The organism is Actinomadura terrae (assembly GCF_022751215.1).
Taxonomy (GTDB): Bacteria; Actinomycetota; Actinomycetes; order Streptosporangiales; family Streptosporangiaceae; genus Spirillospora; species Spirillospora terrae.
Genome location: NZ_JAICDG010000007.1, coordinates 165,300 through 186,949, shown reverse-complemented (window position 1 = coordinate 186,949; position 21,650 = coordinate 165,300). Strand labels below are relative to the sequence as shown.

At 75.7% G+C, this 21,650-nt stretch carries 28 protein-coding genes; 19 read left to right on the top strand and 9 right to left on the bottom strand.

Annotation, left to right across the window (positions count from 1 at the left end; genetic code table 11):
* The first annotated feature begins 7 nt into the window (after positions 1 to 7).
* From K2F47_RS34925 to K2F47_RS34915, 3 genes are all read left to right on the top strand, one after another.
* Complete coding sequence (locus K2F47_RS34925; protein ID WP_242910439.1) at positions 8 to 652, top strand: class I SAM-dependent methyltransferase; 645 nt, start codon at positions 8 to 10, stop codon at positions 650 to 652.
* Positions 649 to 1,206 carry a TrmH family RNA methyltransferase gene (locus K2F47_RS34920; RefSeq protein ID WP_242910438.1) on the top strand — a complete coding sequence of 186 codons (558 nt, stop codon included), beginning with the start codon at positions 649 to 651 and terminating at the stop codon, positions 1,204 to 1,206. The genes K2F47_RS34925 and K2F47_RS34920 overlap by 4 nt, the downstream gene beginning before the upstream one ends.
* 136 nt (positions 1,207 to 1,342) lie before the next feature.
* Positions 1,343 to 2,026 carry a class I SAM-dependent methyltransferase gene (locus K2F47_RS34915; RefSeq protein WP_242910437.1) on the top strand — a complete coding sequence of 228 codons (684 nt, stop codon included), beginning with the start codon at positions 1,343 to 1,345 and terminating at the stop codon, positions 2,024 to 2,026.
* Positions 2,027 to 2,049: 23 nt separating this feature from the next.
* Here K2F47_RS34915 and K2F47_RS34910 read toward each other — a convergent pair whose 3' ends face one another.
* Entirely contained in the window at positions 2,050 to 2,610 is a 561-nt protein-coding gene (locus tag K2F47_RS34910) for a CGNR zinc finger domain-containing protein (protein WP_242910436.1), read from the bottom strand.
* 75 nt (positions 2,611 to 2,685) lie between these two features.
* On the opposite strand from K2F47_RS34910, the gene K2F47_RS34905 reads away from it, so the two are divergent.
* The 6 genes from K2F47_RS34905 (at position 2,686) to K2F47_RS34880 (ending at position 7,481) form a co-directional block, all read left to right on the top strand.
* A complete protein-coding gene (locus tag K2F47_RS34905; protein WP_242910435.1) occupies positions 2,686 to 3,102 on the top strand; it encodes a carboxymuconolactone decarboxylase family protein in 417 nt (138 codons plus the stop codon).
* Positions 3,099 to 4,049: a phosphotriesterase family protein gene (locus K2F47_RS34900; RefSeq protein ID WP_242910434.1), complete on the top strand. Its 951-nt coding sequence runs from the start codon at positions 3,099 to 3,101 to the stop codon at positions 4,047 to 4,049. Before K2F47_RS34905 ends, K2F47_RS34900 begins: the two co-directional genes overlap by 4 nt.
* Before the next feature lie 68 nt (positions 4,050 to 4,117).
* The gene (locus K2F47_RS34895; protein ID WP_242910433.1) at positions 4,118 to 4,699 is read left to right on the top strand and encodes a hypothetical protein; all 582 of its coding nucleotides are present in this window, start codon (positions 4,118 to 4,120) and stop codon (positions 4,697 to 4,699) included.
* 112 nt (positions 4,700 to 4,811) lie between these two features.
* Entirely contained in the window at positions 4,812 to 5,657 is an 846-nt protein-coding gene (locus K2F47_RS34890) for a DUF4097 family beta strand repeat-containing protein (RefSeq protein ID WP_242910432.1), read from the top strand.
* A 49-nt stretch (positions 5,658 to 5,706) separates the two neighbouring features.
* Complete coding sequence (locus K2F47_RS34885; RefSeq protein WP_242910431.1) at positions 5,707 to 6,681, top strand: ATP-binding cassette domain-containing protein; 975 nt, start codon at positions 5,707 to 5,709, stop codon at positions 6,679 to 6,681.
* Positions 6,678 to 7,481, top strand: coding sequence for an ABC transporter permease (locus K2F47_RS34880; RefSeq protein ID WP_242910430.1), 804 nt, complete (start codon positions 6,678 to 6,680; stop codon positions 7,479 to 7,481). Before K2F47_RS34885 ends, K2F47_RS34880 begins: the two co-directional genes overlap by 4 nt.
* Positions 7,482 to 7,594: 113 nt before the next feature.
* Here the strand turns inward: K2F47_RS34880 and K2F47_RS34875 are convergent, their stop codons facing one another.
* On the bottom strand, positions 7,595 to 7,813 hold the full coding sequence (locus K2F47_RS34875; protein WP_242910429.1) for an EF-hand domain-containing protein: 219 nt from the start codon (positions 7,811 to 7,813) through the stop codon (positions 7,595 to 7,597).
* A 106-nt stretch (positions 7,814 to 7,919) separates the two neighbouring features.
* On the opposite strand from K2F47_RS34875, the gene K2F47_RS34870 reads away from it, so the two are divergent.
* Together K2F47_RS34870 and K2F47_RS34865 are read left to right on the top strand one after the other, a co-directional pair.
* Positions 7,920 to 8,729: a glycerophosphodiester phosphodiesterase family protein gene (locus K2F47_RS34870; RefSeq protein WP_242910428.1), complete on the top strand. Its 810-nt coding sequence runs from the start codon at positions 7,920 to 7,922 to the stop codon at positions 8,727 to 8,729.
* Between the two features lie 119 nt (positions 8,730 to 8,848).
* Complete coding sequence (locus K2F47_RS34865) at positions 8,849 to 9,367, top strand: DUF4240 domain-containing protein (RefSeq protein WP_242910427.1); 519 nt, start codon at positions 8,849 to 8,851, stop codon at positions 9,365 to 9,367.
* A 24-nt stretch (positions 9,368 to 9,391) separates the two neighbouring features.
* Here the strand turns inward: K2F47_RS34865 and K2F47_RS34860 are convergent, their stop codons facing one another.
* The gene (locus tag K2F47_RS34860) at positions 9,392 to 9,724 is read right to left on the bottom strand and encodes a branched-chain amino acid transporter permease (protein ID WP_242910426.1); all 333 of its coding nucleotides are present in this window, start codon (positions 9,722 to 9,724) and stop codon (positions 9,392 to 9,394) included.
* Positions 9,725 to 9,823: 99 nt separating this feature from the next.
* Entirely contained in the window at positions 9,824 to 10,543 is a 720-nt protein-coding gene (locus tag K2F47_RS34855; RefSeq protein ID WP_242910425.1) for an AzlC family ABC transporter permease, read from the bottom strand.
* A 63-nt stretch (positions 10,544 to 10,606) separates the two neighbouring features.
* Between K2F47_RS34855 and K2F47_RS34850 the strand changes: the two genes are divergently transcribed.
* Positions 10,607 to 11,065 (top strand): Lrp/AsnC family transcriptional regulator, encoded by a 459-nt coding sequence (locus K2F47_RS34850; RefSeq protein ID WP_242910424.1) that lies wholly within the window; start codon positions 10,607 to 10,609, stop codon positions 11,063 to 11,065.
* A gap of 11 nt (positions 11,066 to 11,076) precedes the next feature.
* Here the strand turns inward: K2F47_RS34850 and K2F47_RS34845 are convergent, their stop codons facing one another.
* The gene (locus K2F47_RS34845) at positions 11,077 to 11,784 is read right to left on the bottom strand and encodes a response regulator (protein WP_272497901.1); all 708 of its coding nucleotides are present in this window, start codon (positions 11,782 to 11,784) and stop codon (positions 11,077 to 11,079) included.
* Entirely contained in the window at positions 11,772 to 12,968 is a 1,197-nt protein-coding gene (locus K2F47_RS41600) for a sensor histidine kinase (RefSeq protein WP_242910423.1), read from the bottom strand. Before K2F47_RS41600 ends, K2F47_RS34845 begins: the two co-directional genes overlap by 13 nt.
* A 170-nt stretch (positions 12,969 to 13,138) precedes the next feature.
* Between K2F47_RS41600 and K2F47_RS34835 the strand changes: the two genes are divergently transcribed.
* On the top strand, positions 13,139 to 14,404 hold the full coding sequence (locus tag K2F47_RS34835) for an alpha/beta hydrolase (RefSeq protein WP_242910422.1): 1,266 nt from the start codon (positions 13,139 to 13,141) through the stop codon (positions 14,402 to 14,404).
* On the opposite strand, the gene K2F47_RS34830 is transcribed toward K2F47_RS34835, so the two are convergent.
* The gene (locus K2F47_RS34830) at positions 14,286 to 14,582 is read right to left on the bottom strand and encodes a type II toxin-antitoxin system Phd/YefM family antitoxin (RefSeq protein ID WP_242910421.1); all 297 of its coding nucleotides are present in this window, start codon (positions 14,580 to 14,582) and stop codon (positions 14,286 to 14,288) included. The genes K2F47_RS34835 and K2F47_RS34830 overlap by 119 nt on opposite strands.
* Before the next feature lie 98 nt (positions 14,583 to 14,680).
* On the opposite strand from K2F47_RS34830, the gene K2F47_RS34825 reads away from it, so the two are divergent.
* From K2F47_RS34825 to K2F47_RS34815, 3 genes are all read left to right on the top strand, one after another.
* On the top strand, positions 14,681 to 15,376 hold the full coding sequence (locus K2F47_RS34825) for a ClpP family protease (protein WP_308198518.1): 696 nt from the start codon (positions 14,681 to 14,683) through the stop codon (positions 15,374 to 15,376).
* Positions 15,373 to 16,008, top strand: a complete 636-nt coding sequence (locus K2F47_RS34820) for an ATP-dependent Clp protease proteolytic subunit (RefSeq protein WP_308198517.1) — start codon at positions 15,373 to 15,375, stop codon at positions 16,006 to 16,008. Before K2F47_RS34825 ends, K2F47_RS34820 begins: the two co-directional genes overlap by 4 nt.
* A gap of 154 nt (positions 16,009 to 16,162) precedes the next feature.
* Entirely contained in the window at positions 16,163 to 16,507 is a 345-nt protein-coding gene (locus K2F47_RS34815) for an RNA polymerase-binding protein RbpA (protein WP_131740249.1), read from the top strand.
* 80 nt (positions 16,508 to 16,587) lie between these two features.
* Here K2F47_RS34815 and K2F47_RS34810 read toward each other — a convergent pair whose 3' ends face one another.
* The gene (locus K2F47_RS34810) at positions 16,588 to 17,268 is read right to left on the bottom strand and encodes a response regulator (protein WP_242910420.1); all 681 of its coding nucleotides are present in this window, start codon (positions 17,266 to 17,268) and stop codon (positions 16,588 to 16,590) included.
* Positions 17,265 to 18,341 (bottom strand): sensor histidine kinase, encoded by a 1,077-nt coding sequence (locus K2F47_RS34805; RefSeq protein WP_242910419.1) that lies wholly within the window; start codon positions 18,339 to 18,341, stop codon positions 17,265 to 17,267. The genes K2F47_RS34810 and K2F47_RS34805 overlap by 4 nt, the downstream gene beginning before the upstream one ends.
* 167 nt (positions 18,342 to 18,508) lie before the next feature.
* On the opposite strand from K2F47_RS34805, the gene K2F47_RS34800 reads away from it, so the two are divergent.
* Genes K2F47_RS34800 through K2F47_RS34790 form a run of 3 tightly spaced genes read left to right on the top strand, consistent with a single transcriptional unit; the run spans position 18,509 to position 21,650 of the window.
* The gene (locus tag K2F47_RS34800) at positions 18,509 to 19,438 is read left to right on the top strand and encodes an ABC transporter ATP-binding protein (protein ID WP_242910418.1); all 930 of its coding nucleotides are present in this window, start codon (positions 18,509 to 18,511) and stop codon (positions 19,436 to 19,438) included.
* Positions 19,435 to 20,865 carry an ABC transporter permease subunit gene (locus tag K2F47_RS34795; RefSeq protein ID WP_242910417.1) on the top strand — a complete coding sequence of 477 codons (1,431 nt, stop codon included), beginning with the start codon at positions 19,435 to 19,437 and terminating at the stop codon, positions 20,863 to 20,865. The genes K2F47_RS34800 and K2F47_RS34795 overlap by 4 nt, the downstream gene beginning before the upstream one ends.
* Positions 20,862 to 21,650, top strand: a complete 789-nt coding sequence (locus tag K2F47_RS34790) for an ABC transporter permease (protein WP_242910416.1) — start codon at positions 20,862 to 20,864, stop codon at positions 21,648 to 21,650. Before K2F47_RS34795 ends, K2F47_RS34790 begins: the two co-directional genes overlap by 4 nt.

Genomic DNA, 21,650 nt, shown 5'->3' with positions numbered 1-21,650 from the left:
GGCCGACGTGGGGGAACACTACTTCGCCGAGCGGCCCGGCGCCGCCGCCCGCCGCCGCACCGTCGACCTGGTCCTGCCCGACCTGCACCTGCGGCTCGCCACCGACAGCGGCATGTTCTCCCCCGACCGCGTCGACCCCGGCACCCGCGTCCTGCTGGAGACCGTCCCCCCTCCCCCATCTGCCGGCAACCTGCTGGACCTCGGCTGCGGATACGGGCCCATCGCCCTCACCATGGCCAGCCGCTCGCCGCAGGCGAGCGTATGGGGCGTGGACGTCAATCAACGAGCAGTGCGGATCGCAGAGGAGAATGCCAACGCCGCCGGGCTTGACAATGTAAGGTTCAGGGTGGCGGACGACATCGACCCCGGCCTGCGCTTCGCCGCGATCTGGTCCAACCCCCCGATCCGCATCGGCAAGGCCGCCCTCCACGACCTCCTGCTCACCTGGCTCCCGCGCCTCTCCCCCGGCGGCGCCGCCCACCTCGTCGTCCAGAAGCACCTCGGCTCGGACTCCCTGCAACGCTGGCTGGACGCCCAGGGCCACCCCACCACGCGGATCGCCTCCCGCTCCGCCTACCGCGTCCTGCGCGTCGACCCGAACACCGCGCCCCCCGCGTCCCCGGCGTCCCCCATGGAAGGCCCCGCCCGATGACCGCCCCCGTCCCCGACCCCGCCCAGCCGCGCCGCCAGCTGCGCCCCACCGACGTCAAACGCCTCAACCGCGATTGGCGCCGCCGCGCCGGCGCCCGCCTCGACCTGCTCGTGGAGTCGGTCACCCAGCCGTTCAACATCGGCTCCATCGTCCGCAGCGCCGCCGTGTTCGGCGTCGAGCACCTCTGGCTCGCCGGGAACGCCACACCCCCCACCCACCGCAACGCCGCCAAGACCGCGCTCGGCACCGAACGCCTGGTCGCCTGGGAGCACGCCGGCACCGCCGCCGAGGCCGCCGCCGCCGTCCGCGCCCAGGGCCTGCGGCTGGTCGCCGTCGAACTCACCGGCGACGCCGTCCCCCTGCACGAGGCGCCCCTGGACGGCGACGTCTGCCTCGCCGTCGGCGGCGAGGACCACGGCTGCTCCCCCGCCCTGCTCGCCGCCGCCGACGCCGTCGCCTACATCCCCCAGCCCGGACGCGTCGGCTCCCTCAACGTCGCCGTCGCCGCCGCCGTCGCCCTCGCCGAGGCCCGCCGCCGCGAATGGACCCGCTGACCCGGCGACCCCTCGCGTCCACCCCGCGAGTTGCTGAAACGGCAACGAAAATTGCCGGAAAGCCGGTGCGGCCGCGACCATCGCAGGAGAGGGGGCCCGCCACCGCGGGCCCGCGACCTCACGCGAAGGAGACACCGTGACCCACACCCGCACCGCCGACGGCGACGCCACCCCGGCGGAGTTCTGGGACGCCCGCTACGCCGAACGCGACCAGATCTGGAGCGGCGAGCCCAACACCATCCTCGTCCGCGAGACGACCGCGCTGCCGCCCGGGACCGCCCTCGACCTCGGCTGCGGCGAGGGCGCCGACGCCGTCTGGCTCGCCGGGCGCGGCTGGCGCGTCACCGCCACCGACGTCTCCCGCGTCGCGCTGGAGCGCGCCGCCCGGCACGCCGCCGACGCCGGGGTCGCCGACCGCGTCGACCTCCAGCGGCACGACCTCGCCGCCTCCTTCCCCGCCGGGGCCTACGACCTGGTCTCCGCGCAGTTCCTGCACTCCCCCGCCCCGCTGCCCCGCGAGGAGGTCCTGCGCGCCGCCGCGGCCGCCGTCGCGCCCGGCGGCACGCTGCTGATCACCGGGCACGCCGGCCCGCCGCCCTGGGAACACGACCACGATGACGAGCACGCCCAGCACGACCAGCACGACCACCACGACGTGGACCTGCCCACCCCCGAGGAGGTGCTGGCGTCCCTGCGCCTCCCGGACGGGGAGTGGGAGGTCCAGCTCAGCGAGGAGCACCCGCGCGTCCAGAACGGGCCCGACGGGCGGCCCGTCACCCGCACCGACAACGTCCTCAAGCTCCGCCGCCTCCCCGCCTGACCGCCGCGGCCGGCGGGCCCGGTTCAGTCGGTGGCGGCGGCGCCCCGGCGGGCGCGCAGCGCGCGGACCCGGCCCCGGGACGCGCAGGCCGGCGAGGGACACCAGCGGCGGCGCCCCGGCGGGTCGGCGAACACCCCCCGGCAGTCGGGCTCCGGGCACACCTTGAGCGCGCGCCGGTCCGCGCCGGTGAGGTGCTCGGCGGCCTGCCGGGCGATCCGCGCCAGGGCGTCCAGGGTGGTCGCGGGCGCCTCGCGCCGCAGCGGCCCGCCGGGGACGAACCGGACCGGGTCCTCGTGGTCGGCGAGGAAGCCCGCCAGCGCGGCGACGGCGTCCCGGGGCGGCGGCTCCTCCCCCACGGCCGCCAGCGCCAGCACCCGCAGCATCTCCCGGACGGCCACCGCCGCCTCCAGGTCCGCGGCGGTGGGCGGCGCCGTCGGGGCGAGGTCGCAGCGCTCCAGCCAGGCCGCCAGCCGCCCGGGGTCGCCGAGCCGCTCCACCGGCGCCGCGCTGAAACTGCGTCCCCGGGTGGCGAGCAGGTCCAGCCACACGGCGCCGCAGTCGAAGCGGAACTCCTCCGTCTCCATCCCCGAAGTGTAACGCTCTGCCCGTTACAGCTGATACCGTTCACGTAACGACTCAACCGTTACGGAGGTTCGGCGATGGACCTGGAACACGCCCGGCTGGACCGCGCCGCCGGATACCGCACGCTCGACCTCCTCCAGGACGAGGCCACCCGCCAGGCCACCCTGCCCGGCCTGGACGCCACCGTCCCCGGCTTCGCCGACTGGCTCGTCACCGCCCTATTCGGCGGCACCTACCAGCGCCCCGGGCTGTCCCTGCGCGACCGGCAACTGCTCAACCTGGCCGCGCTCGCCGCCCTCGGCGGCGTGGACCCCCAGCTCACCGGGCACGTGCGCACCTGCCTGCGGATCGGCATGACCCGCCAGGAGATCACCGAGACCTTCGTCCACCTCGCCCCCTACATCGGCGTCCCCAAGACGCTCGCCGGGCTGCGGGTCGCCACGGCCGCGCTGCAAGACGCGACGGAGCCGCAGGACGAGGGGGAGGCGCCGTGACCGCCCCCAGCGGAGACGGCCCCAGCGGGGGCGCGCCCGCCGGGGACGCGGCCGTCCGCACCGTCCTGGGCGACATCCCGCCCGGCCGCCTCGGCGTCTGCGACGCCCACGACCACCTGTTCCTCACCTCCCCCGTGCTCCCCGGCCAGGAACTGGACGACCCGCGCGCCGCCCGCGCCGAACTCGCCGCCTTCGCCGCGCACGGCGGGCGGGCCGTCGTCCAGTGGACGCCCTGGGGCATGGGCCGCCGCCTCGCCGACCTGCCCGCCCTGTCCCGCGACTGCGGCGTCCACATCGTCGCGGCCACCGGCCTCCACCAGGCCCGCCACTACCGGCACATCCCCGACGGCCTCGCCGAGCTGTTCGTCGCGGAGCTGACCGCCGGCGCCGGACTGATCAAGGTCGCCGGGGCCTTCCACCACCTGGACGCCCACGCCCGCGACGTCATGACCGCCGCCGCGCACGCCCACCACGCCACCGGCGCCCCGATCGGCGTGCACCTGGAGGGCGGCACCGCCGCCCTGGACACCCTCGACCACCTGTGCGGGACGCACGGCGTCGCGCCCGAGCGGGTCGTCCTCGGCCACCTGCACCGCTTCCCCGACACCCGCCTGCACCTCCAGGCCGCGCAGGCGGGCGCCTACCTGGCCTTCGACGGCCCCTCCCGCGCCCACCACGCCGCCGACGCCCACCTCCTCGACGCGCTCGTCGCGCTCGCCGAGGCCGGCCACACCGACCAGATCCTCCTCGGCGGCGACACCGTGACCGCCGCCGCGCGCTCCACCGCCGACGGCCCCGGCATGCCCTACCTGCTCACCACCCTGCGCCCCCGCGTCGCCTACGAGCTCGGCGACGCCGCCGCCGAGGCGATCTTCGTGCGGAACCCCGCCCGCGCGTTCGCCGCGTCCTGGACGCGCCCCCGCCTTCCCGCCCCTGACGCCACCTGACGTCAACGACGACAGCATGACGTCATGTGCGGCTTGACATGACGTCGCGACGACGTCATAGTGGTGGCATGGATCTGCTGCCGTACGTCGAGAACCTCCGCCGCGAACTCGCCGCCGCCGCCGAGGCGGGCGGCCCGGACGCCCGCGCGCTCGCCGAGCGCCTCACCGGCACCCTGGACTCGGCCGCCCGGCTCACACTCCTGGAGGCCCTGGCGGCCGCCGCCGACGAGATCACCACCGACCTCGCGCCCGGCTCGGTCGAGGTGCGGCTGCGCGGCGGCGACCCCGCGTTCGTCGTGACGCCACCCTCGACGTCACCCCACGCGGAAAACGCAGCCGGGCACACGGCAGGGCACGTTGCGGGCGGCGCCGAACCCGCCCGGGACGCCGCGGCACCCCCCGCCCCCACCGCCGCCGCGCCCCCCGGCATCCCGCCCGCCGACGAGGGCGGCACCGCCCGCATGACGCTGCGGCTGCCCGAACACCTCAAGACCCGCGTCGAGGACGCGGCGGGCCGCCAGGGGACCTCCGTCAACGCCTGGCTCGTCCGCGCCGTCACCGCCGCACTCGACCCCACCACCGCTGCCGCGCCCGCCGACCGGACGCCGCCGCCCCAGACCGGACGCGACTACACCGGCTGGGTGCGCTGACCCGGCCCCACCACCACGCCGCACCCCCGGCGCCATCACCGTCACCCATCACCGTCACCCATCGCCCGGCCCCGCACGCCGGGACGCTCCAACCCACGAGGACGGCTCCGCCATGCCCGCCTTCGCCACGCCCGAACCGATCACCGCCGACATCCAGGTCTACCTCGGCCACGTCCAGATCAACGCCGCCGACCGCGCCGACACCGTCGTCCAGGTCCGCCCCAGCGACCCCGCCGCCGAGGCGAGCGTCCAGGCCGCCGAACGCACGACCGTCGAGTTCTCCGGCGGACGGCTCCTCGTCAGGACCCCCCGCCCCAAGGCCCTCGGCTACCTGCGGCCCTGGCGCGGCTCCGTCGAGGTCGTCATCGACCTCCCCACCGGCTCCCACGTCACCACCGAGGGCACCGCCGACGTCATCACCACCGGCACCCTCGGCCGCACCGCCCTGCGCAGCTCCAACGGCGACCTGCGCGTGGAGGCCGCCGGCCCCCTGGAGATCAAGACCTCCAACGGCGACATCACCATCGACCGCGCCACCGGCCCCACCGAGGCCACCACCGCCAACGGCGCCATCCGCATCGGCGCCCTCGACGGCCCCGGCACCGCCAAGACCTCCACCGGCACCATCACCGTCGGCGAGGCCGCCGGCGAGACCAGCCTCAAGACCGCCACCGGCGACATCAGCGTCGGCCGCGCCCTCGGCCTGCTCACCGCCCGCACCGCCCACGGCCGCATCCGCGTCGACACCGCCGTCAGCGGCACCCTCCACCTGGAGAACGGCTACGGCAAGGTCGGCATCGGCATCGCCGAGGGCACCGCCGCCTGGCTCGACCTGCACACCAAGAACGGCGTCGTCCGCAACACCCTCGACGCCGCCGACGGCCCCGACACCACCGACACCGTCGTCGAGGTCCACGCCCACACCAACTACGGCGACATCGACGTCCACCGCGCCTGACCCCCCGGACACTCCCGGCACTCCCGACACCCCCCCGCGAGGAGCCCCCATGACCGACGCGATCACCGCCGACCGGCTCGTCAAGAGATACGGCGAGGTCACCGCCCTGGACGAACTGAGCTTCACCGTCCCCACCGGAACCGTCCTCGCCCTCCTCGGCCCCAACGGCGCAGGAAAAACGACCACCGTCCGCGTGCTGACCACGCTGCTGCGCCCCGACGCCGGCCGCGCCACCGTCGCCGGATGCGACACCGCCCGCGACGCCCGCCGCCTGCGCGCCCTCATCGGCCTGTCCGGCCAGTACGCCGCCGTCGACGAACACCTCACCGGCGCCGAGAACCTGGAGATGATCGGCCGCCTCTACCACCTCGGCGCCGCCCGCAGCAGGGCCCGCGCCCGCGAACTCCTCGAACGCTTCGACCTCGCCGGCGCCGCCGACCGCCCCGTCAAGGGCTACTCCGGCGGCATGCGCCGCCGCATCGACCTCGCCGGCGCCCTCGTCGCCGACCCGCCCGTCCTGTTCCTCGACGAACCCACCACCGGCCTGGACCCCCGCGCCCGCGCCGCGCTCTGGGACACCATCGCCGACCTCGTCGCCGCCGGCACCACCCTCCTGCTCACCACCCAGTACATGGACGAGGCCGACCGCCTCGCCGACCAGATCCTCGTCGTCGACCACGGCCGCGCCATCGCCCGCGGCACCGCCGACGAACTCAAGGACCGCGTCGGCGGCAACCGCGTCGAACTCACCCTCGCCCACGCCGCCGACCTCGACACCGCTCGCCAGGCCCTGGCCTGGCACGCCGTCGGCTCCCTGCGCACCGCCCCCGAGTCACTGCGGATCACCGCCCCGGTCAGCGACGGACCCGAGGCGCTCCGCCACGTCCTCGGCGCCCTCGCCGACGCCCGCGTCACGGTCCGGGACGCAGGCGTGCGGCGCCCCACCCTCGACGACGTCTACCTCACCCTCACCGGAAACCCCGCCGCCCCCACCAGCGGCCAGGCCCAGGAGACCACCCGATGAACGCCCTCGCCCTCCCCTTCGCCGACGGCTGGACGATCGCCCGCCGCAACACCCTGAAGATCCGCCGCTCCCCCGACCTCATCGGCTCCGCGATCATGTTCCCGATCGTGTTCGTGCTGATGTTCGCCTACGTCTTCGGCAGCGTCATCGACGTCCCCGGCATGTCCTACCGCGAGTTCCTGCTCCCCGGCATCTTCGTCCAGGCCGTCCTCATGAGCGCCCAGATCACCGGATACGCCCTCACCCTGGACCTGCGCAACGGCATCTTCGACCGGTTCCGCTCCCTGCCCATGGCCCCCTCCGCCGTGCTCATCGGGCAGACCGTCAGCGACCTGCTCATGAACGTCGCCAGCCTCGTCGTCATGACCGGCATGGGCCTGATCGTCGGCTGGCGCGTCCACACCTCACCGCTCGAGGCCGCCGCCGGGTTCGGTCTGCTGCTGCTGTTCGCCTACGCCTTCTCCTGGCTCACCGCGACCGTCGCGCTGGCGCTGCGCACTCCCGAGAGCTTCAACAACATCGCCACCATGGTGTCGTTCCCGCTCATGTTCATCTCCAACGCCTTCATCGACAGCTCCAAGCTGCCCACCCCGCTGCGCGTCATCGCCGACTGGAACCCCGTCTCCACCTTCACCGCCGCCGTCCGCGAACTGTTCGGCAACACCAGCACCGCGATGCACACCTCCGGCGCCTGGCCCATGCAGCACCCCGTCCCGGCGTCGCTGCTGTGGATCGGCGTCATCCTCGCGGTGTTCGTCCCGCTGGCGACCCGCCTCTACGGCAGGACGGTCGGCACCTGACCGCACCCTCCGGCGCCCTCACCCCGCCGCCCCGCGACCGCCCGACGAGGGCGGCGAGGGACAGGTGGGGTGCGAGCGTTTCCGCCCCGACCCGCGCGCCCGCCGCATCCCCCTCAGCGGGCGGTGCTCTCCATCAGCGCCGCGAACTCCTCCAGCGAGATCTTCCCGTCGTGGTTGCGGTCGGCGGCCACGACCACCTCCACCGCCCGCGTCTCGGTGATCCCCTCCCCCAGCGCCCGCATCAGGTTCTTCAGCTCCGCCGTCGAGATGTAGCCGTCGCCGTCCACGTCCACCAGCTCGAACGTCGCCCGGTACTCGTCCGCGTTCGCCATCGCCTGCTCCTCTGGGTGATCAGATGGGAGCGTCGACGGTAACACCGCCACCGGCCTTTACACAGTAAGGTCCAGGTGGGCCGCGGGCTCCGCCATAATCGGACGGGTGCGCCGCTCGTACGCGTTCCTCGACCACCCCGGCCCCATCCCCTTCGCCCACCGCGGCGGGGCGGGCGGGCGGCCCGAGAACTCCATGGCCGCCTTCCAGCGCGCCGCCGACCTCGGCTACCGCTACTTCGAGACCGACGCCCACGCCACCGCCGACGGCGTCGTCGTCGCCTTCCACGACCGCACCCTGGACCGCGTCACCGGCCACACCGGCGCCATCGCCCGCCTCCCCTACGCCGAGGTCGCCAAGGCGCGCATCGGCGGCACCGAGCCCATCCCCCGCCTGGAGGAGATCCTCGGCTCCTTCCCCGCCGCCCGCGTCAACATCGACCTCAAGGACGCCCCCGTCATCGGCCCCCTCGCCGAGGTCCTGCACCGCACCGCCGCCTGGGACCGGGTGTGCATCACCTCCTTCTCCACCCGCCGCCTCGCCCAGATGCGCGCCCGCCTCCCGCTGTTCACCGACCGGGACGTGTGCACCGCGCTCGGCCCCCGCGGCCTCATGGCGCTGCGCGCCCGCTCCTACGGCGGGCCCGCCGCCAAGCTCGTCCGCCTCGCCGCCACCGGCGTCGCCTGCGCCCAGGTCCCCTACGGCCTCGGCCCCGTCCCTTTCGTCACCGAGGCGTTCGTCGAGCACGCCCACGCCCTCGGCCTGAAGGTCCACGCCTGGACGGTCAACGACCCCGCCGCCATGGAACGCCTCCTCGACCTCGGCGTCGACGGCATCATGACCGACGAGCTCGTCACCCTCCGCCACGTCATGGCCGCCCGCGGCCTGTGGCCCCACACCGTCCACCACGACGACTGACCCCCTGCGCCGCCCCGTCCCGGCCGATGCGATGTCGGTGCCGCCTGCTTGGATCGGCCCCATCGGATCACGCCCCCCGGCATGGAACCGGAGGGCGCGCGAGCGTGGAGGAGCGGCGGATGAACGACGAGACGGCGCGGCTGTGGGAGCTGGTGGAGGCGGCGTGGGCGCCGCTCGGCCCGGAGGTCGCCCAGGCGCGGCAGGAGCTCGCGCGGCGGACCCCCGAGCCCGGCGACGAGCTCTACGGCGCGCCGCCCTTCTCCCTCGTCGACGACGCCCTGAAGGGGTTCCTGGACAACCTCGCCGACCTGAGCCGCGACCTGTCATCGGAGGAGCTCACCGCCCTGGACCGGGCGGTCGAGCGGCTGCTGTTCGACATCGACCGCGCCGACGTCCACGCCGTCACCGACGGCTCCGACGACGGCTTCCTGTACGCGCGCGGATTCGTCGTCGCGCTGGGCCGGGAGTACTACACCGCCGTGGTCCGCGATCCCCGCATGGCGATCCTGGACGCCTACTGCGAGAGCATGTGCTACCTCTTCTTCCACGTCCACCACGAGCGGTTCGGGGACTTCCCCGACACCGGATCGGGCATCACCCGCGAATCCTTCTCCAACCCCGAAGGATGGGCCGCCTGACACGGGACCCGCGCGCCGCCCGGCTCACGGCGCGAAGACCGTACTGCACAGCGCCACGTGCACGGCGGTGCCGCCCAGGATCGACAGGACGGCGTCGCGCCGCCACAGGTGCGCCGCCACCGTGAACGCGAGCGCCAGCGCGGCGGGCACCGCCCGGTCCGGGACGCCCGGGTCCAGGTCGCGCAGCGTGTACACGGCGAGGATCACCATCACCCCCACCGGCATCGCCGCGCCCAGGTAGGCGAGCAGGGGGCTGGAGCGCAGCGGCGCGAGCACGGCGAACGGCAGCGCGCGCAGGCTCCACGTCACCGCGACGGCCGTCGCGACGGCGGCCAGCAGGTATCCGGTGTCAGGCACAGGCACGTCCAAGGTCGGTCACGGGCAGATCCAGGATCAGCGCAAGTGGAGCGCGGGCGCACGTCAGGGGCGGGAGGGGTGGGAGGGGCAGGTCCACGGTCAAGACCCGGCGCGGCGCAGGGCGCGGCGGGCCAGCAGAGCCGCGGTGAACAGGGCGAAGGCGGCCGGCAGCATCTGCCCCGGCAGGACGAGCCGCGCCGCCAGCGCGCACGCCCCCGCCAGCACCGCGCCCGCGACGTCGCGGCGGCCCGGCGCGGACGCGCGGAAGGCGTCCAGGGCCAGGACGGTGAACAGCGCCGTCACCGCGAAGTCCAGCCCGGCCACCCGGGCCGGGACGACCGTCCCCAGCAGCGCCCCCGCCGTCGCGCCGCCCGCCCAGTACAGGTGGACGAACGCCTGGAGGCGCAGGACGCGCCCGCCGCCGAACGACGCCGCGTCCGTGCCCGCCGCGACCGCGTACGCCTCGTCCGACAACGCGAAGGTGCTGTAGAGCTTCCCGAGACGCCCCCGGACGCGGTCCAGGGGGAACGACAGCGCGTAGAAGACGTGCCGGAAGTTGACCAGGAACGCCGTCATCGCGACCGTCCCCAGCGGCGCGGACACAAGCACCAGGCCGAGGAACAGGAACTCCAGCGAGCCGGCGTAGATCAGCCCGGAGAACACGCTCGCCCACCACCAGGCCAGCCCCGAGTGGGCGACCAGCACCCCGAACGCCACCCCCATCGGGACGGCGCCCAGCCCCACCGGGCCCGAGTCCGCCAACCCCTGCCGCAACCCACGGCGTAGCGCGGGAACCGGCACCGTCCGCACCGTCACCATGGGAGCAATTCTAGAAAGAATCGCGCCTTATATGATTTCGACCTATGACGCTAGAATCGTCGAATGAGCAATGAATATGAACTTGACGCCATTGACCGCGAAATTTTGTTGCAGCTCCAGCGGGACGGCCGGTTGACCAACGTGGAGCTGGCCCGGCGGGTCGGGCTGACGCCGCCGCCGTGCCTGCGCCGGGTGCGGCGGCTGGAGGAGGCCGGGGTCATCACCGGCTACCGGGCGCGCGTCGACCCCGAGGCGACCGGGCGCGGGCTGGAGGTGCTGGTGTCCATCGAGGTGTCGGTCAGCGACCTGCGGACGCTGGAGGGGCTGGAGGCCGCGATCTCCGCGTGCGAGGAGGTCGTGGAGTTCCGCCGCGTGTTCGGCGCGCCCGACTACCACCTGCGCGTCCTGGTCGCCGACCACACCGCCTACGAGACCTTCCAGACCACGAAGATCATCTGTATCCCGGGGGTCGCCCGGGTGATCTCCCAGCCCACCATGAAGAAGATCAAGGTGACCGACTGACCGCCCCCGGCTCAGGCCAGCCCGGCGTCGTGGGCGAGGAGCGCGATCTGGGTCCGGTTGTCCAGGCCGAGCTTGTCCAGGACGTGGGAGACGTGCGCCTTCACCGTCGCGACCGTCATGAGCAGCTCCGCCGCGATCTCGGCGTTGCTGCTGCCGCGCGCCACCGCCACGGCCACCTCGCCCTCGCGCGGGCTGAGCGCGGCCAGCGCGTCCCGCGCCCGCTCGTAGGCGCCCGCCTGCACCGCCGCGCGCTCCATCAGCCGCCGCGTCACCCGGGGCGACAGGATCGGCTCGCCCTCGGCGACCCGCCGCACCGCCTGGACGATCCGGTCCGGCGGCGTGTCCTTCAGCAGGAACCCGCCGGCGCCCGCCCGCAGCGCCCGCAGGATGTTCTCGTCGGCGTCGAACGTGGTCAGGACGATCACCTCCGGCGGGTCGGGGCGGCGGCGCAGCCGGGCGGTCGCGGTGATCCCGTCCACGCCCGGCATCCGCAGGTCCATCAGCACCACGTCCGGGGCCAGGGCGTCGGCGGCGGCGGGCACCTCCGCGCCGTCGGCGGCCTCCCCCACGACCCGGATGCCGTGGATGCCGTCCAGCATCATCGCCAGCCCCGCCCGCACGAGCGCGTCGTCGTCGACGACCAGCACCCGCAGCGGGCGCGCCGCGCGGTCCTGAGGGGCCTGGCCAGGGGCGGGTTCGGGGGCGTTCACGCGGGCCATGGTAGCCAGGCGCGCACCCGGAACTCCCCCGCCGCCGTCCCGTGGTCCAGCCGCCCGCCGGCCAGCCGCACCCGCTCGGTCAGCCCGACCAGCCCCGTCCCCGAGCCCGGCACCGCCGGTCCGGGCGCCGCCGGGTCCGGCAGCGGGTTGCTGATGTCGATCTCCAGGCGGCCGCCGGGGCGGCCCTCCAGCGCCACCTCCACCGGCTGGCCCGCCGCGTGCTTGCGCGCGTTGGTCAGCCCCTCCTGGACGACCCGGTAGGCGGTGCGCCCCGCCGCGGCCGGCAGCGCGCCCGGGTCCACGACCCGGTCGCTGAGCCGGACGAGCCCGCCCGCGTCGCGGGACTCGGCCACCAGCCGCGGCAGGTCGGCCAGCACCGGCTGCGGCCGCCCGCCGACCCCGCCGTTACCCTCTCCCGCGCCGTCGTCGTCGGAGCGCAGCAGCAGGATCACCTCGCGCAGCTCGTCCAGCGCCTGGTGCGCGCCCGCGCGCACGACGCCCGCCGCGCGCGCCAGCTTCTCCGGCGGCGCGTCCGGGCGGTACTCCAGCGCCCCCGCGTAGGTCGCCAGCAGCGACAGCCGGTGCGCGAGGACGTCGTGCATCTCCCGGGCGATCCGCGTCCGCTCCAGCATCCGCGCCTCGGCCACCCGCCGCCCCTGCTCGGCCTCGGCGCGCGCCGCGCGCTCGCGCAGCGAGGCCAGCAGCGCCCGCCGCGCCCGCGCCAGCGCGCCCCAGCCGACCAGCGCGCCGTAGGCGACCGTGATCAGCCCCAGCCACCAGGCGTAGGAGATGCCGCCGCTCGGCCGCCACAGCCCCTGGACGGCGTGGCCCGCGACGCCCGCCGCCGCCAGCGCCGCCGCGACCGGGAACCGGCGCCGCTCGGCGGCCCACAGCGCGCCGAGCGTCGCGGGCGGGGTCGCCGCCGGGGACAGCGCCGCCAGCACCGCGAGCGCCAGCGCGCCCGGCACCGGACGGCGCGCCACGACCGGCAGCAACGCGCACCCCGCCGCCCCGGCGGCGATGTCGGCCGCCATGACCGCGCCCACGACGCCGGACTGGCTGCGCGCCCCGATCGTCACCGCCACCAGCACGGCCATCGCGGCGACCGCCGCCGCCACCGCGCGGCCCCGCACCCGGTCCGGAGCACTCCCGGGCGGCGCGTCGCCGAAGGTCTCGCTGTTCACGGGGCCAAGCTAGCCGCCGGACGCGCCCGCCCGGCACCTACCAAAGTCGAACCCGCCCCCCGTCCCCGGGCTGACCCGCCGCCGACGGGCGCCCGATGCGCGGGGCGTCCCGTCCCGGCGACGCTGATCCGCATGAGAGACCCCCAGCGTCACCGAAGGAGCGAGACCCCATGCCGTACGGGTATCTGATCACCGTGGCGGTCGCGGGGTGGTTCGTGTTCTTCGCGCTCGTCCCGCTGCACGGCCGGTTCCTCGGCCGGGTCAGCTTCCGCTCCGGCCTGGTCGTCAACGAGCTGCCGTTCGCGGCGCTGGCCTGGCTGTGGCTGTCGACGGCGGTCGCGGCCGCGCAGGGCGACCTCGCCACCCCCGCCGCCCGCGCGGTCACCGCGGCGGCGGTGCTGGCCAGCGTCGCACTGGCCGTCATCGCCCGCCGCTCCGCCCGCGCGCGGCCCGTCATCGACCAGGCGCTCACCACGGGCCTGGGCGTGCCCGCCGCGACCGCGCCGCTCACCTGGCGGCGGCGCGCCGCGCTGCTGCTGGCACCCCTGCCGGTCCGGCCCCGCCACGTCCAGCGCGTCAGGAACATCGCCTACGGCCCCGCCGACAAGCGGAACCTGCTCGACGTCCACCACCACCGGTCCCGCCCCACGGGCGGACCCATCCTCATCCACCTGCACGGCGGCGGGTTCACCGGCGGACGCAAGGGACGCGAGGCGCGGCTTCTGACGCACCGCCTCGCGAGCCGGGGCTGGATGTGCGTCAGCGCCACCTACCGGCTGCGGCCCGGGTCGCGCTACCCCGACCCGCTCGTCGACACCAAGCGGATCATCGCGTGGGCCCGCGCGCACGCGGCCGAGTACGGCGCCGACCCGTCCCGGGTGGTCGTGGCGGGCAGCTCCGCCGGGGCGCACCTGGCCGCCATGGCCGCCTTCACCCAGGGCGATCCCGCCCTCCAGCCCGGCTTCGAGGACGCCGACACCTCCGTCGCCGCCGCCGTCTGCCTGTACGGGTACTACGGCGAGGTGTACGAGGACGGCCCCGCGACCTCGGCACTGGAGCGCGCCCACGACGGCGCGCCGCCGTTCCTCGTCGCGCACGGCGACGCCGACACGTGCATGCCCGCCGAGGAGGCCCGCGCGTTCGCCGCGCGGCTCCGCGCCGTCTCCCGCGCGCCCGTCGTCCACGCGGAACTGCCCGGTGCGCAGCACTGCTTCGACCTGTTCCGCTCCCCGCGCTTCGAGGCGCTGGTGGACGGGATCGAGGTCTTCACCGCCCACGTCCTCGCCGGAGGCGCCGGGACGGGCAGGAAGGACGGGGTCAGCGGCCGAAGCCCGGCGGACGCGGCGGACCGCCGGGACGGTACTCCGCCGCGATCCGCAGCGGCGAGGGCTGGACGCGCTCCGGCGGCGCCCCCGCGGCCGGACCCGTCTGGGTGAGGTCCAGCCGACCGGCGCGCAGGCTCTCCAGCAGCTCCAGGTCCTCCGCGGACACCAGGGCCGCCATGACCTTGCCGCGGCGCGTCAGCGCGACGCGCTCGCCCGTATAGGCGACCCGGTTCACCAGGTCGGCGAACTCCTTGCGTGCCTCGGTCACCGGCTTTTCCACGCTGTTCATCGTATAGCGAACCTCCCTGGTCCTCCCCCTGTGACGGCGGTACGCTCCGTACACGTACAAAGCGTACGTTCTGTACAGTTGATCTTGAGGAGGCTCCGGTGTTCCACACACCCGGCAAGGACCGTCCCGGACACGCCTGGACGGCAGGTCCGGCGGGTCCGCCCCGGCCGGTCGAGGCCGAGCGGCGCGCCGAGACCTACGTCGGCAGGTCGTGGGCGAAGGTCGCCGAGGCGCCGCAGCTCGCCGAGGCGCAGCTCTCGGAGCGGCTGCTCGCGCAGCGGATCGTGTTCCTCGGGTCCGAGATCGACGACCAGGTCGCCAACCGCGTGAACGCGCAGCTGCTGCTGCTCGCCGCGCACGACGCCGACCGCGACATCACGATCTACATCAACTCCCCCGGCGGGGTCGTCGACGCCGGGATGGCGATCTACGACATGATGCAGTTCGTCCCCAACGACGTCTCGACGGTCGCGATGGGGATGGCCGCCTCCATGGGGCAGACGCTGCTGTGCGCGGGCACGGCGGGCAAGCGGTTCGCGCTGCGGCACGCCCGGGTGATGATGCACCAGCCGCACGGCGGGATCGGCGGCACCGCGTCCGACATCAAGATCCAGGCCGAGCAGTCGGTGTACCTCAAGCGGGTCCTCGCCGAGCGGACCGCGTTCCACACCGGGCAGCCGCTGGAGCGCATCGAGGCCGACGCCGACCGCGACCGTTGGTTCACCGCCGAGGCGGCCCGCGAGTACGGCTTCGTCGACCACGTGATCGACAGCACCGACCGGGTGGGGTCGTGACGCGCGGGGCGTACGGCGGGCGCGGGGCGTACGGCGAGCAGGGCCGCTATCTCGTCCCCTCGTTCGTCGAGCGGACGGCCTACGGGGTCAAGGAGATGACCCCCTACAACAAGCTGTTCGAGGACCGCATCGTCTTCCTCGGCGCGCCCGTGGACGACACCAGCGCCAACGACGTCACCGCGCAGCTCCTCGCGCTGGAGGGGATGGACCCCGACCGTCCCATCGCCCTGTACATCAACTCGCCGGGCGGGTCGCTGACGGCGATGCTGGCGATCCACGACACGATGCAGTACATCCGGCCGCCGGTCGAGACGACCTGCGTCGGGCAGGCCGCGTCGGCGGCGGCGGTGCTGCTCGCGGCGGGCGAGCCCGGTAAGCGCGCCGCGCTGGTGCGCTCCCGGATCATGCTGCACGAGCCGTCGATCGAGGTGTCCCGGGGCCAGTCGAGCGACCTGGAGATCCAGGCGCGGGAGGTGCTGCGGCTGCGCGAGCAGACCGACGCGATCGTGGCCGCCGCGACCGGCCGCGACCCGGCGACCGTCCGCCGCGACCTGGACCGCGACCGCTACTTCACCGCCGAGGAGGCCCGCGAGTACGGCCTGATCGACGAGGTCCTCACCACCCGGGCCTAGCGTCCCGGGCGGCCGGGCGCCGCGGCGGTCCGACGGGGGCGCGGGGAGCCGACCGGAAACGGCAGGGTTGGATCGCGCCGGGACCGGGAATCTTGTCACCGCAATCAGCGTTGGTCAGGGCAAGACCGCAAGCCCGTCTGGGAGGCACGTGACGATGGCCGAGCGCGCACTTCGCGGCACCCGGCTCGGAGCGACGAGCTACGAGAACGATCGCAACACCGATCTGGCCCCTCGGCAAGAGGTGGATTATACCTGCACGAAGGGCCACCGGTTCACCGTGACGCTCGCCGCCGAGGCCGAGGTGCCGATGACATGGGAATGCCGCAGCTGCGGCGCCACCGCCCTGCGGGTGGACGGCGAACTGCCCCAGGCCAAGAAGGGGAAGCCGCCGCGCACCCACTGGGACATGCTGATGGAACGCCGGACGCTCGAAGACCTGGAGGAGGTCCTGGCCGAACGCCTGGAGATCCTGCGCGCGGGGCGCAGGAAGTCCGCGTGATCGGCTGAGCGCCTCGCGGGACGGGCCCGCACCGCCGACAGGGGCGGTGCGGGCCCTTCCTGTCCGCCACTAGGTAGGGGTCAGCGACCGCGCTGCCGCCCGCCCAGGCGGGGCAGCACCAGCCCGGTCTCGTAGGCGGCGACCACGGCCTGCACGCGGTCGCGCAGCCCCAGCTTGCGCAGGACGCGGCTGACGTGGGTCTTGACCGTCTCCTCCCCCACCACCAGCCGCGCCGCGATCTCGGCGTTGGTCAGGCCCTCGGCGACCAGCCGCAGCACGTCGGTCTCGCGCGGGGTCAGCGCGTCCAGCGCCGCCGAGGGCGGGCGGGGCCGCAGCCGCGCGAACTCCCCGATGAGCCGGCGGGTGACGGCGGGCGCCAGCAACGCCTCCCCCGCCGCGACGACCCGCACCGCGTCGAACAGCCGCTCGGTGGTCACGTCCTTCAGCAGGAACCCGCTGGCGCCCGCGACCAGCGCGTCGTAGACGTGCTCGTCCAGGTCGAACGTGGTCAGCATCAGCACCCGGGGCGCGCCCTCGGCGGCGGTGATCCGGCGGGTGGCCTCGATGCCGTCCATCACCGGCATCCGCACGTCCATCAGCACCACGTCGGGGCGGTGCTCGCGGCACGCGGCGATCGCGGCGGCGCCGTCGGCGGCGGTCCCGGCGACGGTCAGGTCGGGCTGGGTGCCCAGCAGCGCCCCGAACCCGGCGCGGACGACCTCCTGGTCGTCGGCCACGACGATCCGTATCCGATCGGTCACGGCAGTGTCCCCTCGCGGTCCGGGCCGAGCGGGAGGCGGGCCTGGACGAGGAACCCGCCGACCGGTCCCGGGCCCGTGCGCAGGTCCCCGCCGACCGCCGCCGCCCGCTCCCGCATGCCGAGCAGCCCGTGCCCGCCGCCCTGAGACGCCCTCTGAGGCGCGCCCGGCGGCGGTCCGGGGCCGTTGTCGCGGACGCTGACCAGCAGCTCGTCCCCCGCGTAGTCGATCTCGACGTCGACGGCGGCGCCGGGCGCGTGCCGCCGCGCGTTGGTCAGCGCCTCCTGGACGATCCGGTACGCGGTCAGCTCCACCCCCGGGTCCAGGGCGGCGACCCGGCCCCGGACGATCAGCCGGCCGCCCGCCGCGCCCGCCTCGCGGATCTCGTCGACCAGGTCCAGGAGCTGCTGGATGCCGGGCTGCGGGCGGCGGGTGGGCTCGCCGCCGGCGTCCTCGCGCAGCACGCCGAGCAGCCGCCGCATCTCCGCCAGGGCCGTCCGGGCGGTGTCGCCGATGGCCAGCAGCCGCCGCGCGCCCTCCTCGGGCATGCCGGGGACGGCCAGCCGCGCCGCCTCCGCCTGCACGGGGATCATCGATATGTGGTGCGCGACGACGTCGTGCAGCTCGCGGGCGATGCGGGCGCGCTCGCCGCGCGCGGTGTGCTCCAGCAGCGTGTGCTCGAACTCGCGGCGGGACGCCTCGCGCGCGGCGGCCTCGGCGCGGCGGCGGCCGATCCGGCGGCGGGCCAGCACCGTCCACACGGCGGCCAGCGCGACGAGCCCGGCGACGGCCGGACCGCGCAGCGGCACCGAGGCCGGGACGACCGCCGCGCTGATCATGGCGGCGGCGGCGCCGGCGCGGTCGCGGGCCAGCGCGAGCGGCAGCGTCGCGCACACCGCCAGCAGGATCGCGGGCGGCAGCAGCACACCCGAGTCGCCCGCGCGCGCCACCGCCTCCCCCGTCCCGGCCGCCGCGAGCACCACCCCCGCCACCGGCCACGCGCCGCCCGGCGACCGAAACGACCGGAACGGCCAGAACGACCGGTTCGGCCGCCGTCTCCAAGGTTGTGCGCGCACGCTGCCATTGTGGCGTTTCCCGGGAGGCACGGGCGTCCCTCCGGTGGGGGACGGCGGCGCCGGGGCGTCCCCCGCCCCGGGGACGCCCCCTCCCCCGCCCCCGGCCGCGCGGGACGGCCCTCCCGCGTGACGACCCGGCGGGCCCGGAGTCCGTAGCCTCCGGTGGCATGGAGGCAACCATCGAAGTGCGGGGCCTGCGCAAACGGTACGGGTCAAGGCTCGCCGTGGACGGCCTGTCGTTCACCGCCGCGCCCGGGCTGGTCACCGGGTTCGTCGGCCCGAACGGCGCGGGGAAGTCGACCACGATGCGGATGATCCTCGGCCTGGACCGGCCCGACGAGGGCGCCGCGCTGGTCGGTGGGCGGCCCTACCGGTCGCTGCGGACCCCGCTGTGCCATCTCGGCGCGATGCTGGACGCGTCGGCCGTGCACCCCGCGCGGCGCGCCCGCGACCACCTGCGGTGGCTCGCCCACGCGAACGGGATCCCGCCCCGCCGGGTCGGGGAGGTGATCGAGCTGGCCGGGCTGGGGAGCGCGGCGGACCGTCCCGCCGGGGGGTTCTCGCTCGGGATGCGGCAGCGGCTCGGGATCGCCGCCGCGCTGCTGGGCGACCCGCCCGCGATGATGTTCGACGAGCCGGTGAACGGCCTGGACCCCGAGGGGATCACCTGGATCCGGGGGCTGCTGCGGTCGCTGGCCGCGCAGGGCCGCGCGGTGCTGGTCTCCAGCCACCTGATGAGCGAGCTGGAGGGCGGCGCCGACCACCTCGTGGTGATCGGCCGGGGCCGGGTCGTCGCCGACACCGGCGTCGCCGAGCTGCTGGCGGCCGCGTCCGGCGGGCGGACCGAGCTGCGCACCTCCGACCGGCGGCGCGCGATGACCGTGCTCGCCCGCGCGGGCGCCGAGGTCGCGGCGGGCGGCCCGGACGCGGTGACGGTGTCCGGGCTCCCCGCCGAGCGGATCATCGCGGAGCTCACCGGCGCGGGGGTGCCCTTCACCGGGATCGCCGAGCACCGCGCGACGCTGGAGGAGGCCTACATGGAGCTGACCCGCGACGCGGTGGAGTTCCGGGCCCGCACCGGCGGGGAGGCGTCGTGACCGCGTCCTACCGCAGCACCGTCCTGGAGCACGCCCGCGACGGCTTCGGGCGGCTGCTGGCGGCCGAGTGGACCAAGCTGGCGAGCGTCCCGCGCTGGCGGCTGACGCTCGCGGCGGCGGTGCTGCTGACCGTCGCGGTCGCGGTGCTGACCGCCGCCGGGTCGCAGAGCACCGGCGGCGAAGGCCCGCCCGCACGGCTGGACCCGCTCACCGACCAGGGCCGCATCACCTACCAGACCCTGCCCGGCGACGGCACCCTCACCGCCCGCGTCACCGCGCAGCGGGGCGGGGACGCCTGGGCCAAGGCCGGCCTCATCATCCGGACCGACCTGCGGAGCGGCGCCCGCTACGCCGCGATCGCGGTGACGCCGGGCCACGGCGTCCGGCTGCTGACCGGCTACCGGAACGGCGGCCCCGGCGGCGCGCCCGCGACGCCGCCGACGTGGCTGCGCCTCACCCGCGCCGGGACGACCGTCACCGGATACACCTCCCCCGACGGGCGGTCCTGGCGGCGCGTCGGCGCGGTGGAACTCGACGCGGCGGGCCCGGCCCTGGCGGGGCCGTTCGTCGCGGTGCCCGACCGGATCGAGGTCGAGCGGCGGTTCGGCGGCGAGTCCGTCTCGGGAACCCCCGCCGACACCCGCGCCTCCTTCGACAACGTCGCCCTCACCACCGCCGGGGGCACGCCGGTCGTCGGGCCGTGGCGCGACCGGGGCGGCGCCGGCGGGCCCGCCGCGCCCGACCCCGGGGAGACGACCCGGTCCGGCGGGACCGTCGCCCTCGCCGGGTCCGGCGACATCGGGCCCGACGCGTTCACCGACGACGTCACCCGCACCACCCTCACCGGCGCGCTGGTCGGGCAGGCCGCGGTCGTCGCGCTCGCCGTGCTGTTCGTCACCGCCGAGTACCGGCGCGCGACGATCCGCCTCACGCTCGCCGCCAGCCCGCGCCGGGGCCGGGTGCTGGCCGCCAAGGCGACCGTGATGGGGCTGACGGTGTTCGCCGCCGGGCTCGTGGCCGCGTTCGGGTCGCTGCTGGCGGCCCGGCCGGTGCTGCGCGCGCACGGGACGGCGCCGCCGCCGCTCACCGACCCGGCGGTGCTGCGCGCCGCCGCCGGCACCGCCGCGCTCATGGCCGTCGTCGCGGTGCTCGGGGTCGCGGTGGGCGCGATCCTGCGGCGCGGCGCCCCCGCGATCACCGTGGTCCTGCTGGTGCTGCTCGTCCCGCAGATCGTCGCGACGGGCCTGCCGGTCTCGGCGGCGCGGTGGCTCCAGCGGCTCACGCCCGCCGCCGGGTTCGCCGTGCAGCACACCGTCCGCCGCTACGACACCCCGATCGGGGCGTTCGCCGGGCTCGGCGTCCTGTGCCTGTACACCGCCGCCGCGCTCGCCGCCGCGACCTGGCTGCTCAGGCGGAGGGACGCGTGACGCGGGCCCTGCGCGCCGAGTGGACCAAGCTGCGGACGCTGCCGAGCACCGGATGGCTGCTGGCCGCGCTGGCCGCCGTGACCGTGCTCGGCGGCGCCGCCCTCACCGGCGCCGTCGACACCTCGCACTGCCCCTCCCCCGCCGGATGCGCGGAGGACACCCCGCGCCTGGCGCTGTCGGGGGTCCGGGTCGCGCAGGTCGCCGCCGTCGTCCTCGGGGCGCTGGCGGTCGGCGGGGAGTACGCGACCGGGACGATCGGCGCGACGCTCACCGCCGTCCCCCGCCGGGCCACGGTGCTGGCCGCCAAGGCCGCCGTCGTTTCCGGCGCGGTGGCGGCGTCCGGGGCGGTGGGGGTGCTGGGCGCGGTGGCGGCCGCGCGGCTGATCCTGCCGCGCAACGGGTTCACGCCCGAGCAGGGGTATCCGCTGCTGTCGCCGGCCGACGGCGCCACCGCCCGCGCCGCGCTCGGGACCGTGCTCTACCTGGTGCTGACCGCGCTGCTCGCGCTCGGCGTCGGCGCCGCGCTGCGCGACTCCGCCGCCGCGATCACGGCGGTGCTGGCGCTGCTGTGGATCGTCCCGGCCCTCGCCTCGTTCGTCGCCGACGACGCCTGGCAGCGGCGGCTGGAGCGGTACGCGCCGATGACCGCGGGGCTGGCCGTCCAGTCGACGCGGTCGCTGGAGCGGCTGCCGATCGGCCCGTGGGGCGGCCTCGGCGTCCTGGCCGCCTACGCGGCCGTGGCGCTGCTGGCCGGGGGCGTCCTGTTCGCCGCCCGCGACGCGTGA